Raw genomic sequence first — 14,045 nt, 5'->3', positions numbered from 1 at the left:
TCATGGCAATCGTTAAATGCAAACCGACTTCCCCTGGCCGCCGTTTTGTGGTCAAGGTGGTCAACCAGGAGCTGCATAAAGGCGCTCCTCACGCACCGCTGCTCGAGAAGAAGTCGAAGACTGGTGGTCGTAACAACAATGGCCGTATTACCACTCGTCACATCGGTGGTGGTCATAAGCAGCATTACCGTATGGTCGATTTCCGTCGCAACGACAAAGATGGCATCGTCGCCACTGTCGAGCGTATCGAATACGATCCAAACCGTACTGCTCACATCGCACTGCTCTGCTACGCAGACGGCGAGCGCCGCTACATCATCGCCCCTAAAGGCGTGAGTGCTGGCGACACGCTGATCGCAGGTGCCCTGGCTCCAATCAAGCCAGGCAACGCTCTGCAACTGCGCAACATTCCAGTCGGTTCTACCGTACACGGCATCGAATTGAAGCCAGGTAAAGGCGCTCAGATCGCTCGTTCCGCTGGTGCTTCGGCTCAGCTGATCGCTCGTGAAGGTGTCTACGTGACCCTGCGTCTGCGTTCTGGTGAGATGCGTAAAGTGCTGGCTGAGTGCCGCGCGACCTTGGGCGAAGTCTCGAACTCCGAGCACAGCCTGCGTTCGCTGGGTAAAGCTGGTGCCAAACGCTGGCGTGGCGTTCGCCCAACCGTTCGTGGTGTTGCCATGAACCCGGTTGACCACCCACATGGTGGTGGTGAAGGTCGTACCTCTGGTGGTCGTCATCCGGTATCGCCATGGGGCTTCCCGACTAAGGGCGCGAAGACTCGTGGTAATAAGCGTACCGACAAAATGATCGTCCGTCGTCGCAAGTAAATAGAGGGATACGACAGTGCCACGTTCTCTGAAAAAAGGTCCTTTTATCGATCTTCACCTACTGAAGAAGATCGAAGTGGCGGCGGAAAAGAACGATCGCAAACCAGTTAAAACCTGGTCGCGTCGTTCGATGATCCTGCCACAAATGGTCGGTCTGACCATCGCAGTACACAACGGTCGTCAACACGTCCCAGTTCTCGTTAACGAAGACATGGTCGGCCACAAACTGGGCGAGTTCGCCGGTACCCGCACTTATCGTGGGCACGTGGCAGACAAGAAAGCCAAGCGTTAAGGGGTTAGGAAATGGAAGTAGCCGCTAAGTTGTCGGGCGCTCGAATCTCCGCCCAGAAAGCCCGCTTGGTCGCCGACCAGATCCGCGGGAAGAAGGTGGGCGAAGCGCTCAACCTGTTGGCTTTCAGCAGTAAGAAAGCCGCCGAGATCATGAAGAAAGTGCTGGAGTCGGCCGTAGCCAACGCCGAGCATAACGAAGGCGCAGACGTTGATGACCTGAAGGTCAGCACCGTTTTCGTCAACGAAGGGCGTTCGCTGAAGCGCATCATGCCACGTGCCAAAGGCCGTGCTGATCGCATCGTCAAGCGGTCTTGCCATATCACTGTCAAGGTTGCTGACAAGTAACGGAGTCGAAGAGATGGGTCAGAAAGTACATCCCATTGGCATTCGCCTGGGAATCGTCAAGGAGCACACCTCCGTCTGGTACGCAGACGGTCGGACTTATGCGGACTACTTGTTCGCTGATCTGAAGGTGCGTGAGTATCTCCAAGACAAACTAAAAAGCGCGTCCGTAAGCCGTATCGATATCCATCGTCCGGCCCAAACTGCACGTATCACCATCCACACCGCTCGTCCAGGTATCGTTATCGGGAAGAAAGGTGAAGATGTTGAGAAACTGCGTCAGGACCTGACCAAGCAAATGGGTGTGCCTGTGCACATCAATATCGAAGAGATCCGCAAGCCGGAGCTCGACGGTATGCTGGTTGCGCAGAGCGTAGCTCAGCAGCTGGAGCGTCGCGTAATGTTCCGTCGCGCTATGAAGCGCGCTGTACAGAACGCCATGCGCATTGGTGCCAAAGGCATCAAAATCCAAGTGAGCGGTCGTCTCGGCGGTGCTGAAATCGCACGTACTGAATGGTATCGCGAAGGTCGTGTGCCACTGCACACCCTGCGTGCCGACATCGACTATGCCAACTACGAAGCTCACACCACCTACGGTGTGATCGGTGTAAAGGTTTGGATCTTCAAAGGCGAAGTAATTGGTGGTCGCCAAGAAGAACTGAAACCACAAGCACCAGCGCCTCGTAAAAAAGCTGCTAAGTAAGGGGTACGCCAAATGTTGCAACCAAAGCGTACGAAGTTCCGCAAGCAAATGACTGGTCACAACCGTGGCCTGGCATTGCGCGGTAGCAAAGTCAGCTTCGGCGAGTTCGCGCTGAAGTCTGTTGCTCGTGGTCGTCTCACCGCTCGTCAGATCGAGTCAGCGCGTCGTGCTCTGACCCGTCACGTAAAACGTGGCGGCAAGATCTGGATCCGTGTATTCCCGGACAAGCCGATCTCCAAAAAGCCTCTCGAGGTTCGGATGGGTAAAGGTAAGGGTAACGTGGAATACTGGGTTGCCCAGATTCAGCCAGGCAAAGTCCTGTATGAAATCGAGGGTGTTTCTGAAGAGCTGGCGCGTGAGGCTTTCGCCCTGGCTGCTGCAAAGCTGCCGCTCGCCACCTCCTTTGTTAAACGGACGGTGATGTGATGAAAGCGAATGAACTTCGTGAAAAATCCGCACAGCAGCTGAACGAGCAACTGCTCGGCCTGCTGCGCGACCAGTTCAATCTGCGTATGCAGAAAGCAACTGGCCAGTTGGGGCAGTCTCATCTGCTCTCGCAAGTTAAGCGTGACATCGCTCGCGTGAAGACTGTGCTCAACCAGCAGGCAGGTAAGTAATCATGGCTGAAGCCGAAAAAACTGTCCGTACGCTGACTGGCCGTGTTGTCAGCGACAAGATGGACAAAACCATCACCGTTCTGATCGAGCGTCGCGTTAAGCACCCGATCTACGGTAAATACGTTAAGCGTTCGACTAAGCTGCACGCGCACGACGAAACCAATCAGTGCCACATCGGCGACAAAGTCACTATTCGTGAAACTCGTCCTTTGGCCAAGACCAAGTCTTGGGCGCTGGTTGATGTTCTCGAACGCGCTGTGGAAGTCTAAGGACTAGGGGTCGGAGAAATTATATGATTCAGACTCAATCCATGCTCGATGTGGCCGATAACAGCGGCGCTCGCCGTGTTATGTGCATCAAGGTGCTGGGTGGCTCCCATCGTCGTTACGCTGGTATCGGTGACATCATCAAAGTTACCGTCAAGGAAGCAATTCCTCGCGGTAAAGTGAAAAAAGGCCAAGTGATGACTGCTGTTGTGGTCCGCACTCGTCACGGTGTACGCCGTGCTGATGGCTCCATTATCCGCTTTGATGGCAACGCTGCTGTTCTTCTGAACAACAAGCAAGAGCCGATCGGCACCCGTATCTTTGGGCCAGTGACCCGTGAACTTCGTACTGAGAAGTTCATGAAGATCGTCTCGCTCGCCCCAGAAGTGCTGTAAGGAGATCCGACATGCAAAAGATTCGTCGTGACGACGAGATCATCGTGATCGCCGGCAAAGACAAAGGTAAGCGCGGTAAGGTGCTTAAGGTTCTCGCTAACAACCGTCTGGTTATTGGTGGTCTGAACCTGGTCAAGCGTCATACCAAGCCTAACCCGATGTCGGGCGTGCAGGGCGGTATCGTCGAGAAAGAAGCTCCGCTGGATGCTTCTAACGTCGCCATTTTCAACGGCGAAACCAACAAGGCTGACCGCGTTGGTTTCAAAGTAGAAGACGGCAAGAAAATTCGTGTCTTCAAGTCGACCCAAAAAGCGGTTGATGCTTGAACACTGCTAGGTAGATGAGACCATGGCACGACTAAAAGAGATTTACCGGAAGGAAATTGCTCCGAAACTTAAGGAAGAACTTAAGCTTTCGAACGTGATGGAAGTTCCGCGCGTTACCAAAATCACCCTGAACATGGGTCTGGGCGAAGCGATCGGCGACAAAAAAGTCATCGAGCACGCTGTTGCTGACCTGGAAAAGATCACCGGCCAGAAAGTCGTTGTGACCTACGCTCGCAAATCCATCGCTGGCTTTAAAGTCCGTGAAGGTTGGCCGATCGGCGTCAAAGTGACCCTGCGCCGTGAGCGTATGTACGAGTTCCTGGATCGTCTGCTGTCGATCTCCCTGCCTCGGGTTCGCGACTTCCGCGGCCTGAATGCCAAGTCCTTCGATGGTCGTGGTAACTACAGCATGGGCGTAAAAGAGCAGATCATCTTCCCGGAAATCGACTACGACAAGATCGATGCTCTCCGCGGTCTGGACATCACCCTGACCACCACTGCCAAGAACGATGATGAAGGCCGCGCTCTGCTGCGTGCGTTCAAATTCCCGTTCCGCAACTGATTGGAGTAGGACCATGGCCAAGATGAGCATGAAAAACCGCGAGCTGAAGCGTCAGCTCACGGTTGCCAAGTACGCCAAGAAGCGTGCAGCACTGAAAGCAATCATCGTTGATCTGAACGCAAGTCCAGAAGCACGTTGGGAAGCTACAGTTGCCCTGCAGAAGCAGCCACGTGACGCAAGCGCTTCGCGCATGCGTAACCGCTGCCGCCTGACTGGTCGTCCACACGGCGTTTACCGCAAGTTCGGCCTCGGCCGTAACAAGCTGCGTGAAGCGGCAATGCGTGGTGACGTACCAGGTCTGGTTAAAGCCAGCTGGTAAGTACTTTCAAAGTCTCGGTGTTCAGGTTCGCAAGATCCTGACCGCCGGTGGCCTTGAATCTGAATCAAGCCCCTTTTGGGGCTTGATTCATTTCCGGGGTGTGTCTAGAATACCCGGCTCGCCTGAGCCCGTGTTTTCTTTGCTCGGAGATTCTCGGCGACACGTAGTAGCCGCAAGGCTAATTTTTCTGTATTAGGAGCGTCTAGCCCATGAGTATGCAGGACCCGTTAGCGGACATGCTAACTCGAATCCGTAATGCCCAGATGGCTGAAAAGTCCGTCGTAAGCATGCCATCTTCTACTTTGAAGGTAGCTGTTGCCAAAGTCCTGAAGGACGAAGGTTACATTGCGGGTTATCAGATCAGCAGCGAAACCAAACCACTGCTGTCTATCGAGCTGAAATATTTCGAAGGCCGTCCGGTTATCGAAGAAGTGAAGCGCGTTAGCCGTCCAGGCCTGCGTCAGTACAAGTCCGTCGAAGATCTGCCGAAAGTTCGTGGCGGTCTCGGTGTGTCTATCGTCTCCACCAACAAGGGTGTGATGACTGATCGTGCTGCGCGCGCTGCCGGTGTCGGCGGCGAAGTTCTTTGCACTGTGTTCTAAGGGGGGATAAGCATGTCTCGCGTCGCTAAGAACCCCGTTAAGCTGCCAGCCGGTGTCGAAGTAAAATTCGCAGGCCAACAGCTTTCGGTGAAGGGTGCCAAGGGCACTCTCGAACTGAACATCCATTCGTCCGTTGAGATCGTTGAAGAAGCTGGTGAGCTGCGTTTCGCTGCTCGCAATGGCGATCAACAGACTCGCGCAATGGCTGGTACCACTCGTGCGTTGGTAAACAACATGGTCCAAGGCGTAAGCCAAGGCTTCGAGCGCAAGCTCCAGCTGGTCGGTGTTGGTTACAAAGCGCAAGCAAAAGGCACAGTGCTGAACCTGGCTCTTGGCTTCTCGCACCCAGTGGATTACGAACTGCCGGAAGGCATCACCGCTGAGACTCCTAGCCAGACCGATATCCTTATCAAGGGCATCGACAAGCAGCTGGTAGGTCAAGTGGCCGCCGAGATCCGCGACTTCCGTCCACCAGAGCCGTACAAAGGCAAAGGTGTGCGCTACGCGGACGAAGTCGTCCGTCGTAAAGAAGCCAAGAAGAAGTAGGGCATAGCAAATGACCGACAAAAAAGTTACTCGACTGCGTCGCGCTCGCAAAGCACGCCTGAAAATGCACGAACTCGAAGTCGTGCGTCTCTGCGTGTTCCGCTCTTCGCAGCACATCTACGCCCAGGTCATTTCGGCCGACGGCAACAAAGTCCTGGCAAGTGCCTCGACTTTGGATAAAGAACTGCGTGATGGCGCCACTGGCAACATCGACGCGGCCACTAAGGTTGGCCAGCTGGTCGCTACGCGTGCTAAGGCCGCTGGCGTCTCGCAGGTGGCTTTCGACCGCTCTGGCTTCAAGTACCACGGCCGCGTTAAAGCGCTGGCTGATGCTGCTCGTGAAGCTGGGCTGGAGTTCTAAGTTATGTCAAATAACGACCAAAAGCGCGACGAAGGCTACATCGAGAAGCTGGTTCAAGTTAACCGCGTAGCCAAAACCGTTAAAGGCGGCCGTATCTTCACTTTCACCGCGTTGACCGTGGTTGGTGATGGTAAAGGCCGTGTTGGCTTCGGCCGTGGCAAGTCGCGTGAAGTGCCTGCTGCGATCCAGAAGGCAATGGAAGCTGCTCGCCGCAACATGATCCAGGTTGATCTGAACGGCACCACTCTGCAGTACGCAATGAAGTCCGCTCACGGCGCTTCGAAGGTGTACATGCAGCCTGCTTCTGAAGGTACCGGTATCATCGCTGGCGGCGCAATGCGTGCCGTTCTCGAAGTTGCTGGCGTTCAGAACGTTCTGGCCAAGTGCTACGGCTCGACTAACCCTGTAAACGTGGTTCACGCCACTTTCAAGGGTTTGAAAGCAATGCAGTCTCCTGAATCCATTGCCGCCAAGCGTGGCAAAAGCGTCAAGGAGATCTTCTGATCATGGCTACCGTTAAAGTAACGCTGATCAAAAGCATGACCGGCCGCATCCCTAACCACAAATTGTGCGTTAAGGGTCTGGGTCTGCGTCGCATCGGTCACACTGTAGAAGTCCAGGATACTCCCGAGAATCGCGGGATGATCAACAAGGCTTACTACATGCTGCGTGTCGAGGGTTAATCGATGAAACTCAATGATCTGAGTCCAGCGCCGGGTTCCCGTCGCGAAAAGCATCGTCCGGGCCGTGGTATCGGTAGTGGTTTGGGTAAGACTGGTGGCCGTGGTCACAAAGGTCAGACCTCCCGCTCCGGTGGCACCATTGCTCCAGGCTTTGAAGGCGGTCAACAGCCGCTGCATCGTCGCCTGCCGAAGTTCGGTTTCGTTTCCCTGAAAGCCATGGACCGCGCAGAAGTGCGTCTGTCCGAGCTGGCTAAAGTGGAAGGCGACATCGTCACCGTGCAGTCCCTGAAAGATGCCAACGTGATCAACGTCAACGTTCAGCGTGTGAAAATCATGCTGTCCGGCGAAGTTACTCGCGCTGTAACCATCGGAAAGGGAATCGGCGCCACCAAAGGTGCGCGTGCGGCTATCGAAGCAGCTGGCGGCAAGTTCGAGGAATAAATGGCTAAGCAAGGTGCTCTCTCTGCGCTCGGCAAAGGCGGTATGTCTGAACTCTGGGCTCGTCTGCGTTTTCTGTTCCTGGCGATTATCGTCTACCGAATAGGCGCACACATCCCGGTTCCAGGTATCAACCCGGACCGACTCGCGGACCTGTTTCGACAGAATGAGGGGACCATTCTTAGCTTGTTCAACATGTTTTCCGGCGGCGCGCTGGAACGGATGAGCATCTTTGCACTGGGGATCATGCCGTACATTTCGGCATCGATCATCATGCAATTGATGACCGCCGTCAGCCCGCAGCTGGAGCAGTTGAAGAAGGAAGGTGAAGCTGGCCGTCGCAAGATCAGCCAGTACACCCGCTACCTCACTGTCGTCCTTGCACTTGTCCAGGCCATTGGCATGTCCATTGGTCTGGCGGGGCAGGGCGTTTCGTTCACTGGTGACTTTAGCTTCCATTTCGTCGCGGTAACCACTTTTGTGGCTGGTGCGATGTTCATGATGTGGCTGGGTGAGCAGATTACTGAGCGTGGTGTTGGCAACGGTATCTCGATGTTGATTTTTTCGGGTATCGTCGCCGGTCTTCCGAGAGCGATTGGGCAGTCTTTCGAGTCTGCCCGTCAGGGTGATATCAACATCTTCGCCCTGGTTGCCATCGGTTTGCTGGCAGTAGCGATCATCGGTTTCGTGGTGTTCATTGAGCGTGGTCAGCGTCGTATCGCTGTTCACTACGCCAAGCGTCAGCAGGGCCGTAAGGTCTTCGCTGCGCAGACTAGCCACTTGCCGCTGAAAGTGAACATGGCCGGTGTTATTCCGGCCATTTTCGCGAGCAGCATTTTGCTGTTCCCGGCTTCGCTGGGTGCCTGGTTCGGTCAGTCTGAAGGTATGGGCTGGTTGCAGGACATCTCGCAGTCGATCGCTCCTGGTCAGCCGTTGAATATTCTGCTGTTTAGTGCAGGGATTATTTTCTTCTGCTTCTTCTATACGGCGTTGATGTTCAATCCGAAAGACGTAGCGGAAAACCTGAAGAAGTCCGGTGCCTTTATTCCGGGCATTCGTCCAGGTGAGCAGTCTGCGCGCTACATTGATGGCGTTCTGACCCGCTTGACCCTGTTCGGTGCTCTTTACATGACGGCCGTGTGCCTGTTGCCCCAGTTCCTGGTGGTTGCAGCCAACGTTCCGTTCTACCTTGGCGGGACCTCGTTGCTGATCGTCGTCGTGGTTGTGATGGACTTCATGTCCCAAGTACAATCGCACCTCGTTTCGCACCAGTACGAATCCCTGATGAAGAAAGCCAACCTGAAGGGTTACGGCAGCGGCATGCTGCGCTGACCCATAAGGTTCGAGGAGTTGGTGATGAAAGTTCGTGCATCGGTGAAAAAGCTGTGCCGTAACTGCAAGATTATTCGCCGCGAAGGTGTTGTTCGAGTAATTTGCAGCGCGGAACCGCGTCACAAACAGCGCCAAGGCTGAGTGTGATTGTGCTTCAAGCCCGGTAGCTAGTGCGCTACCGGGTTGATTATTTGTTATTACAGCGATATTATCTCGCGCCCTATTTCTTGGCTTCCGGGGCGTAGGTAGCTGTCAATTGGAGTCCCACTGAATGGCCCGTATTGCAGGCGTTAACATTCCAGATAACAAGCATACTGTTATCTCGCTGACCTACATCTATGGTGTTGGTCGCACTACTGCACAGAAAATTTGTGCAGAGACTGGGGTAAACCCAGCAGCAAAGATCAAAGATCTGAGCGACGAGCAAATTGAACAGCTGCGTGGCGAAGTGGCGAAGTTCACCACTGAAGGTGACCTGCGTCGCGAAATCAACATGAAAATCAAGCGCTTGATGGACCTCGGTTGCTATCGCGGTCTGCGTCATCGTCGTGGTCTGCCAGTACGCGGTCAGCGTACCAAGACCAACGCGCGTACCCGTAAAGGTCCGCGTAAGCCGATCCGCAAGTAATCGCCCCAGCGAATCGACAGGAATTTAATCATGGCAAAACCTGCTGCTCGTCCTCGTAAAAAAGTTAAAAAGACAGTGGTTGATGGCATCGCCCACATCCATGCATCTTTTAACAACACCATCGTGACCATTACCGACCGTCAAGGTAACGCTCTTTCCTGGGCTACCTCCGGTGGTTCGGGTTTCCGCGGTTCCCGCAAGTCCACCCCGTTCGCTGCTCAAGTAGCTGCTGAACGTGCTGGTCAAGCTGCGCTGGAATACGGCCTGAAAAACCTCGACGTAAACGTCAAAGGTCCAGGTCCAGGTCGTGAATCCGCAGTCCGCGCTTTGAACGGCTGTGGCTACAAGATCGCCAGCATCACCGACGTGACGCCAATCCCGCACAACGGGTGCCGTCCGCCGAAGAAGCGCCGCGTGTAATCCAGGAGATTGTAAAGAATGGCTCGTTACATTGGTCCAAAATGCAAACTCGCTCGTCGCGAAGGCACCGATCTCTTCCTGAAGAGCGGCGTGCGCGCGATCGAATCGAAGTGCAACATTGAAGCAGCACCTGGTATCCACGGCCAACGCCGCGGTCGCCAGTCCGATTACGGCACCCAACTGCGTGAAAAGCAGAAGGTCCGTCGTATCTACGGCGTTCTCGAGCGTCAATTCAGCGGCTACTACAAAGAAGCTGCTGGCAAGAAAGGTGCAACCGGTGAAAACCTGCTGCAACTGCTCGAATGCCGTCTGGACAACGTTGTATACCGTATGGGCTTTGGTTCGACTCGTGCCGAATCCCGTCAGCTGGTATCGCACAAGTCGATCAGCGTAAACGGTCAAACCGTTAACGTTCCGTCCTACCAGGTTCGTGCTGGTGACGTGGTTGCTGTTCGCGAGAAAGCAAAAAACCAACTTCGCATTGTCCAAGCTCTCGATCTGTGTGCCCAACGTGGCCGCGTAGAATGGGTAGAAGTAGACACTGAGAAGAAGTCGGGCGTTTTCAAGAACGTTCCAGCTCGCAGTGATCTGTCCGCCGACATCAACGAAAGCCTGATTGTCGAGCTCTACTCCAAGTAAGGGCTAGAAAATAGGTGCATCCATGCAGATTTCGGTAAATGAGTTCCTGACACCCCGCCACATTGATGTGCAGGTTGTCAGTCCAACCCGCGCCAAGATCACTCTCGAGCCTCTCGAGCGTGGTTTTGGCCACACCCTGGGCAACGCGCTGCGCCGCATCCTGTTGTCCTCAATGCCTGGCTGTGCAGTAGTCGAGGCCGAGATTGACGGTGTGCTCCACGAGTACAGCGCCATCGAAGGTGTACAGGAAGACGTAATTGAAATCCTGTTGAACCTTAAAGGTCTGGCTATCAAGCTGCACGGCCGTGACGAAGTTACGCTGACCTTGTCGAAGAAGGGTTCGGGGGTGGTTACCGCTGCCGATATTCAGCTGGATCATGATGTCGAGATCGTTAATCCCGATCACGTAATCGCTAACCTGGCGTCTAACGGCGCCCTGAACATGAAGCTCGTAGTAGCTCGTGGTCGTGGTTATGAACCAGCCGACTCGCGTCAGAGCGATGAAGACGAAAGCCGCAGCATCGGTCGCTTGCAGCTTGACTCTTCGTTCAGCCCGGTTCGCCGTATCGCATACGTGGTGGAAAACGCCCGTGTCGAGCAGCGTACCAACCTGGACAAGCTGGTTATTGATCTGGAAACCAACGGTACTCTGGATCCTGAAGAGGCTATCCGCCGCGCTGCAACCATCCTGCAACAGCAGTTGGCTGCGTTCGTCGACCTCAAAGGTGACAGCGAACCAGTGGTAATCGAGCAAGAAGACGAGATCGATCCGATCCTGCTTCGCCCGGTTGACGATCTGGAACTGACTGTACGTTCGGCTAACTGCCTTAAGGCGGAAAACATCTACTACATCGGTGACCTGATTCAGCGTACCGAAGTAGAGCTGTTGAAGACTCCGAACCTGGGCAAGAAATCCTTGACTGAAATCAAGGACGTTCTGGCCTCCCGCGGTCTGTCCCTCGGCATGCGCCTCGACAACTGGCCGCCTGCAAGTCTTAAGAAGGACGACAAGGCGACTGCCTGATCGTCGTAATCACCGAACGTAGTGTTTGGTAAGGAATGAACCATGCGTCATCGTAAAAGTGGTCGTCACCTGAGCCGCACCAGCTCGCACCGCAAGGCCATGTTCCAAAACATGGCGGTGTCGCTGTTCGAGCACGAGCTGATCAAAACTACTCTGCCAAAAGCTAAAGAGCTGCGCCGCGTTGCCGAGCCGCTGATCACTTTGGCCAAGACAGATAGCGTTGCTAACCGCCGTCTGGCTTTCGACCGTACTCGTTCGAAAGCTATCGTTGGTAAGCTCTTCAACGACCTGGGCAAGCGTTACGCTACCCGTGAGGGTGGCTACCTGCGCATCCTCAAGTGCGGTTTCCGCGCTGGCGACAACGCGCCTATGGCGTACGTCGAGTTGGTTGATCGTGCTACTGCTGGCGAAGCTGTATCTGCCGAGTAAGACGTCAGTCTGAAACAAAGAACCGGGCCTAGTGCCCGGTTTTTTGTGTTCGCTATAAAAGTGCGGCAGTCTTCATGCTATTAGGTATTTTCTATCGATTCTCATCAGTTAATGAATTAGATGATGTCATCTTGATCATCAATACTTCCTTTCAGCCGATTAGCCGGCAGTTCAAGACTGACAAAGGAAGAGATCGCATGAGCCAAAATAAAACGCTTACCACTGCCAGTGGCGCTCCTGTCGCCGACAACCAGAATTCCCGCTCCGCCGGCCCTCGAGGCCCGCTGCTACTCGACGATTTTCATCTGATCGAGAAGCTCGCCCACTTCAATCGCGAAAACATCCCGGAACGCCGTGTACATGCCAAAGGCTCGGGCGCCTACGGGACGTTCACCGTGACGCGTGATATCACCCAGTACACCAGCGCCAAGCTGTTCGAGGCTGTAGGTAAACAGACTCCGACGTTTCTGCGTTTCTCCACCGTAGGTGGTGAGCGTGGTTCTGCCGACACTGAGCGTGACCCGCGCGGGTTTGCCTTGAAGTACTACACCGAAGAAGGCAACTGGGACATTGTCGGCAATAACACGCCTGTGTTCTTCATTCGTGATCCGCTGAAATTCCCGGACTTTATCCACACGCAAAAACGTCTGCCGCAGAGCAACCTCAAAAGCGCTCAGGCGATGTGGGACTTCTGGTCGCATTCTCCTGAAGCGCTGCACCAGGTCACTATTCTGTTCTCCGACCGCGGCATTCCTGATGGCTACCGTCACATGCATGGCTTCGGCAGTCACACCTACAGCCTGATCAACGCCAACGGTGACCGTCATTGGGTCAAGTGGCACTACAAGACCCAGCAAGGGATCAAGAACCTGGCACCGGCAGATGCTTCGCGTCTGGCTGGCACGGATCCGGATTACGCTCAGCGCGATCTGTTTGAGGCTATCGAGCGCGGTGACTTCCCGAAATGGAGCGTGTGCATTCAAGTCATGACCGAGGCCCAGGCCGCCGCCCATTATGAAAACCCGTTTGATGTCACCAAAACCTGGTCGCAGAAGGAGTTTCCACTGATCGAAGTCGGTGTGCTGGAACTCAATCGCAACCCGCTCAACTACTTCGCTGAAGTTGAGCAAGCCGCTTTCGGTCCTAGCAACATGGTGCCCGGTGTAGGCCTGTCCCCGGATCGCATGCTGCAAGGACGTGTTTTCGCTTACGCCGACGCGCACCGCTACCGTGTTGGTACCAATCACCAGCAACTGGCGGTGAACGCGCCCCGCAGTCCGGTTAACACTTACCAGCGCGATGGCTCGATGGCTTTTGGCAGCAATGGCGGTGCAGCACCGAACTATGAGCCGAACAGCTACGTGGAGTCGCCTAAACAGGCGCCTCGTTATGCCGAGCCTGCGTTGGCTTTGAGCGGCGCTGCCGATCGCTATGATCATCGTGAGGATACCGACTACTACAGTCACGCCGGTGCGCTGTTCCGGTTGATGAGTGGTGATCAGAAAAACCTGCTGGTCAGCAATATCGCCGGCGCAATGGCAGGCGTATCAAGCGATGTGGTCGACCGTCAGTTGCAGCATTTTTACAAGGCGGACCCGGCGTATGGAGAAGCAATCGCAACGCTGCTTAACGTACAGCTTAACGAAGTCTAAATGAGAAGCAGAACCGCCCTTGTTTGGGCGGTTTTTGCGTTATTTAAACCACTTTTCTCAGAATATCTTCGCTTTTATCGCGCAAACGGAGTGACCAATCCGTCGTCGTGGTTCAAACTACAGACTTTCAAGCAGGGAGATGTAGGGCGATGCAAGGCCACCCAGACGTTATCGATTACCTCAACACGTTGCTGACCGGCGAACTGGCTGCACGTGATCAATATTTCGTCCATTCGCGGATGTATGAGGACTGGGGTTTCACCAAGCTCTACGAACGTATCAACCATGAGATGGAAGAGGAAGCCGGGCACGCCGATGCGCTGATGCGCCGGATTTTGATGCTCGAAGGTACGCCGCGCATGCGTCCGGACGACCTTGATGTCGGCACCACCGTTCCTGAGATGCTCGAAGCGGATCTTCGCCTTGAGTACAAAGTCCGTGCCGCGCTGTGCAAGGGCATCGCGCTCTGTGAGCAGCACAAGGACTACGTCAGCCGCGAGATGCTGCGTATCCAGCTCAACGACACTGAAGAAGATCACACCTACTGGCTGGAAAAGCAGTTGGGTCTGATCAAGTTGATCGGTCTGGAGAACTACCTGCAATCTCACGCTTGATTCCGGCGTCGATGAGATAGATATCGCCA

At 54.7% G+C, this 14,045-nt stretch carries 26 protein-coding genes; all 26 read left to right on the top strand.

From position 1 onward, the window contains the following. Positions 1-2: 2 nt before the first annotated feature. The 26 genes from rplB to bfr all read left to right on the top strand — a co-directional run bounded on the left by rplB (position 3) and on the right by bfr (position 14,016). Complete coding sequence (rplB, locus tag KGB21_RS23370) at positions 3-827, top strand: 50S ribosomal protein L2 (protein ID WP_008018194.1); 825 nt, start codon at positions 3-5, stop codon at positions 825-827. Positions 828-843: 16 nt separating this feature from the next. Then, positions 844-1,119 carry a 30S ribosomal protein S19 gene (gene rpsS, locus KGB21_RS23365; RefSeq protein ID WP_002555486.1) on the top strand — a complete coding sequence of 92 codons (276 nt, stop codon included), beginning with the start codon at positions 844-846 and terminating at the stop codon, positions 1,117-1,119. Between the two features lie 11 nt (positions 1,120-1,130). Beyond that, complete coding sequence (gene rplV, locus KGB21_RS23360) at positions 1,131-1,463, top strand: 50S ribosomal protein L22 (protein ID WP_003103908.1); 333 nt, start codon at positions 1,131-1,133, stop codon at positions 1,461-1,463. Positions 1,464-1,476: 13 nt separating this feature from the next. Next, complete coding sequence (gene rpsC, locus KGB21_RS23355) at positions 1,477-2,163, top strand: 30S ribosomal protein S3 (protein ID WP_003176422.1); 687 nt, start codon at positions 1,477-1,479, stop codon at positions 2,161-2,163. A 12-nt stretch (positions 2,164-2,175) separates the two neighbouring features. After that, complete coding sequence (gene rplP / locus KGB21_RS23350; protein WP_003228729.1) at positions 2,176-2,589, top strand: 50S ribosomal protein L16; 414 nt, start codon at positions 2,176-2,178, stop codon at positions 2,587-2,589. After that, on the top strand, positions 2,589-2,780 hold the full coding sequence (rpmC, locus tag KGB21_RS23345) for a 50S ribosomal protein L29 (RefSeq protein WP_002555481.1): 192 nt from the start codon (positions 2,589-2,591) through the stop codon (positions 2,778-2,780). Before rplP ends, rpmC begins: the two co-directional genes overlap by 1 nt. A 2-nt stretch (positions 2,781-2,782) precedes the next feature. Further along, positions 2,783-3,049: a 30S ribosomal protein S17 gene (rpsQ, locus tag KGB21_RS23340; protein WP_003176419.1), complete on the top strand. Its 267-nt coding sequence runs from the start codon at positions 2,783-2,785 to the stop codon at positions 3,047-3,049. 23 nt (positions 3,050-3,072) lie between these two features. Next, a complete protein-coding gene (gene rplN, locus KGB21_RS23335; protein WP_002555479.1) occupies positions 3,073-3,441 on the top strand; it encodes a 50S ribosomal protein L14 in 369 nt (122 codons plus the stop codon). 11 nt (positions 3,442-3,452) lie between these two features. After that, on the top strand, positions 3,453-3,767 hold the full coding sequence (gene rplX / locus KGB21_RS23330) for a 50S ribosomal protein L24 (RefSeq protein WP_003176416.1): 315 nt from the start codon (positions 3,453-3,455) through the stop codon (positions 3,765-3,767). Between the two features lie 22 nt (positions 3,768-3,789). Next, entirely contained in the window at positions 3,790-4,329 is a 540-nt protein-coding gene (gene rplE / locus KGB21_RS23325) for a 50S ribosomal protein L5 (RefSeq protein ID WP_003210069.1), read from the top strand. Between the two features lie 13 nt (positions 4,330-4,342). Continuing rightward, the gene (gene rpsN, locus KGB21_RS23320; protein ID WP_003176414.1) at positions 4,343-4,648 is read left to right on the top strand and encodes a 30S ribosomal protein S14; all 306 of its coding nucleotides are present in this window, start codon (positions 4,343-4,345) and stop codon (positions 4,646-4,648) included. A 209-nt stretch (positions 4,649-4,857) separates the two neighbouring features. After that, positions 4,858-5,250, top strand: coding sequence for a 30S ribosomal protein S8 (gene rpsH, locus KGB21_RS23315; RefSeq protein WP_003228724.1), 393 nt, complete (start codon positions 4,858-4,860; stop codon positions 5,248-5,250). Positions 5,251-5,262: 12 nt separating this feature from the next. Beyond that, positions 5,263-5,796: a 50S ribosomal protein L6 gene (gene rplF, locus KGB21_RS23310; protein ID WP_003176412.1), complete on the top strand. Its 534-nt coding sequence runs from the start codon at positions 5,263-5,265 to the stop codon at positions 5,794-5,796. Between the two features lie 10 nt (positions 5,797-5,806). Next, positions 5,807-6,157, top strand: coding sequence for a 50S ribosomal protein L18 (rplR, locus tag KGB21_RS23305; RefSeq protein ID WP_003186037.1), 351 nt, complete (start codon positions 5,807-5,809; stop codon positions 6,155-6,157). 3 nt (positions 6,158-6,160) lie between these two features. After that, positions 6,161-6,661 carry a 30S ribosomal protein S5 gene (gene rpsE, locus KGB21_RS23300; protein ID WP_003186035.1) on the top strand — a complete coding sequence of 167 codons (501 nt, stop codon included), beginning with the start codon at positions 6,161-6,163 and terminating at the stop codon, positions 6,659-6,661. A 2-nt stretch (positions 6,662-6,663) separates the two neighbouring features. Then, positions 6,664-6,840, top strand: a complete 177-nt coding sequence (rpmD, locus tag KGB21_RS23295) for a 50S ribosomal protein L30 (protein ID WP_003176408.1) — start codon at positions 6,664-6,666, stop codon at positions 6,838-6,840. A 3-nt stretch (positions 6,841-6,843) separates the two neighbouring features. Then, a complete protein-coding gene (gene rplO, locus KGB21_RS23290; protein WP_003228720.1) occupies positions 6,844-7,281 on the top strand; it encodes a 50S ribosomal protein L15 in 438 nt (145 codons plus the stop codon). Further along, complete coding sequence (gene secY / locus KGB21_RS23285; RefSeq protein WP_008065724.1) at positions 7,282-8,610, top strand: preprotein translocase subunit SecY; 1,329 nt, start codon at positions 7,282-7,284, stop codon at positions 8,608-8,610. 24 nt (positions 8,611-8,634) lie between these two features. Next, a complete protein-coding gene (gene rpmJ / locus KGB21_RS23280) occupies positions 8,635-8,751 on the top strand; it encodes a 50S ribosomal protein L36 (RefSeq protein WP_002555468.1) in 117 nt (38 codons plus the stop codon). Positions 8,752-8,881: 130 nt separating this feature from the next. Continuing rightward, entirely contained in the window at positions 8,882-9,238 is a 357-nt protein-coding gene (rpsM, locus tag KGB21_RS23275) for a 30S ribosomal protein S13 (protein ID WP_009045849.1), read from the top strand. 30 nt (positions 9,239-9,268) lie between these two features. Then, positions 9,269-9,658: a 30S ribosomal protein S11 gene (rpsK, locus tag KGB21_RS23270; RefSeq protein ID WP_002555466.1), complete on the top strand. Its 390-nt coding sequence runs from the start codon at positions 9,269-9,271 to the stop codon at positions 9,656-9,658. 18 nt (positions 9,659-9,676) lie between these two features. Then, positions 9,677-10,297, top strand: a complete 621-nt coding sequence (gene rpsD / locus KGB21_RS23265) for a 30S ribosomal protein S4 (RefSeq protein WP_003176404.1) — start codon at positions 9,677-9,679, stop codon at positions 10,295-10,297. A 22-nt stretch (positions 10,298-10,319) separates the two neighbouring features. Then, positions 10,320-11,321, top strand: coding sequence for a DNA-directed RNA polymerase subunit alpha (locus tag KGB21_RS23260; protein WP_007924176.1), 1,002 nt, complete (start codon positions 10,320-10,322; stop codon positions 11,319-11,321). A 42-nt stretch (positions 11,322-11,363) separates the two neighbouring features. After that, a complete protein-coding gene (rplQ, locus tag KGB21_RS23255; RefSeq protein ID WP_007970429.1) occupies positions 11,364-11,750 on the top strand; it encodes a 50S ribosomal protein L17 in 387 nt (128 codons plus the stop codon). Between the two features lie 197 nt (positions 11,751-11,947). Next, positions 11,948-13,402 (top strand): catalase, encoded by a 1,455-nt coding sequence (locus KGB21_RS23250; protein WP_223506874.1) that lies wholly within the window; start codon positions 11,948-11,950, stop codon positions 13,400-13,402. Positions 13,403-13,551: 149 nt separating this feature from the next. Then, entirely contained in the window at positions 13,552-14,016 is a 465-nt protein-coding gene (bfr, locus tag KGB21_RS23245; protein ID WP_034148071.1) for a bacterioferritin, read from the top strand. The last annotated feature ends 29 nt before the right edge of the window (positions 14,017-14,045 follow it).

This window comes from Pseudomonas sp. GL-RE-29 (assembly GCF_019947275.1).
GTDB classification, from domain to species: Bacteria; Pseudomonadota; Gammaproteobacteria; order Pseudomonadales; family Pseudomonadaceae; genus Aquipseudomonas; species Aquipseudomonas fluorescens_A.
The sequence above is the reverse complement of the archived record's forward strand: the minus strand, read 5'-3'. Positions and strand labels throughout refer to the sequence as shown.

Bases quoted from the DNA above. Each gene is read 5' to 3' on its own strand.
- secY (WP_008065724.1), top strand. From the start codon at position 7,282: ATGGCTAAGCAAGGTGCTCTCTCTGCGCTCGGCAAAGGCGGTATGTCT.
- rplV (WP_003103908.1), top strand. From the start codon at position 1,131: ATGGAAGTAGCCGCTAAGTTGTCGGGCGCTCGAATCTCCGCCCAGAAA.
- rplN (WP_002555479.1), top strand. From the start codon at position 3,073: ATGATTCAGACTCAATCCATGCTCGATGTGGCCGATAACAGCGGCGCT.
- KGB21_RS23260 (WP_007924176.1), top strand. From the start codon at position 10,320: ATGCAGATTTCGGTAAATGAGTTCCTGACACCCCGCCACATTGATGTG.
- rplE (WP_003210069.1), top strand. From the start codon at position 3,790: ATGGCACGACTAAAAGAGATTTACCGGAAGGAAATTGCTCCGAAACTT.
- rplQ (WP_007970429.1), top strand. From the start codon at position 11,364: ATGCGTCATCGTAAAAGTGGTCGTCACCTGAGCCGCACCAGCTCGCAC.
- rplR (WP_003186037.1), top strand. From the start codon at position 5,807: ATGACCGACAAAAAAGTTACTCGACTGCGTCGCGCTCGCAAAGCACGC.
- rplX (WP_003176416.1), top strand. From the start codon at position 3,453: ATGCAAAAGATTCGTCGTGACGACGAGATCATCGTGATCGCCGGCAAA.
- rpsM (WP_009045849.1), top strand. From the start codon at position 8,882: ATGGCCCGTATTGCAGGCGTTAACATTCCAGATAACAAGCATACTGTT.
- rpmJ (WP_002555468.1), top strand. From the start codon at position 8,635: ATGAAAGTTCGTGCATCGGTGAAAAAGCTGTGCCGTAACTGCAAGATT.
- rpsE (WP_003186035.1), top strand. From the start codon at position 6,161: ATGTCAAATAACGACCAAAAGCGCGACGAAGGCTACATCGAGAAGCTG.
- rpsD (WP_003176404.1), top strand. From the start codon at position 9,677: ATGGCTCGTTACATTGGTCCAAAATGCAAACTCGCTCGTCGCGAAGGC.
- rplB (WP_008018194.1), top strand. From the start codon at position 3: ATGGCAATCGTTAAATGCAAACCGACTTCCCCTGGCCGCCGTTTTGTG.
- rplP (WP_003228729.1), top strand. From the start codon at position 2,176: ATGTTGCAACCAAAGCGTACGAAGTTCCGCAAGCAAATGACTGGTCAC.
- rpmC (WP_002555481.1), top strand. From the start codon at position 2,589: ATGAAAGCGAATGAACTTCGTGAAAAATCCGCACAGCAGCTGAACGAG.
- rpsQ (WP_003176419.1), top strand. From the start codon at position 2,783: ATGGCTGAAGCCGAAAAAACTGTCCGTACGCTGACTGGCCGTGTTGTC.
- rpsC (WP_003176422.1), top strand. From the start codon at position 1,477: ATGGGTCAGAAAGTACATCCCATTGGCATTCGCCTGGGAATCGTCAAG.
- rplO (WP_003228720.1), top strand. From the start codon at position 6,844: ATGAAACTCAATGATCTGAGTCCAGCGCCGGGTTCCCGTCGCGAAAAG.
- rpsK (WP_002555466.1), top strand. From the start codon at position 9,269: ATGGCAAAACCTGCTGCTCGTCCTCGTAAAAAAGTTAAAAAGACAGTG.
- KGB21_RS23250 (WP_223506874.1), top strand. From the start codon at position 11,948: ATGAGCCAAAATAAAACGCTTACCACTGCCAGTGGCGCTCCTGTCGCC.
- rpmD (WP_003176408.1), top strand. From the start codon at position 6,664: ATGGCTACCGTTAAAGTAACGCTGATCAAAAGCATGACCGGCCGCATC.
- rpsN (WP_003176414.1), top strand. From the start codon at position 4,343: ATGGCCAAGATGAGCATGAAAAACCGCGAGCTGAAGCGTCAGCTCACG.
- rpsH (WP_003228724.1), top strand. From the start codon at position 4,858: ATGAGTATGCAGGACCCGTTAGCGGACATGCTAACTCGAATCCGTAAT.
- bfr (WP_034148071.1), top strand. From the start codon at position 13,552: ATGCAAGGCCACCCAGACGTTATCGATTACCTCAACACGTTGCTGACC.
- rplF (WP_003176412.1), top strand. From the start codon at position 5,263: ATGTCTCGCGTCGCTAAGAACCCCGTTAAGCTGCCAGCCGGTGTCGAA.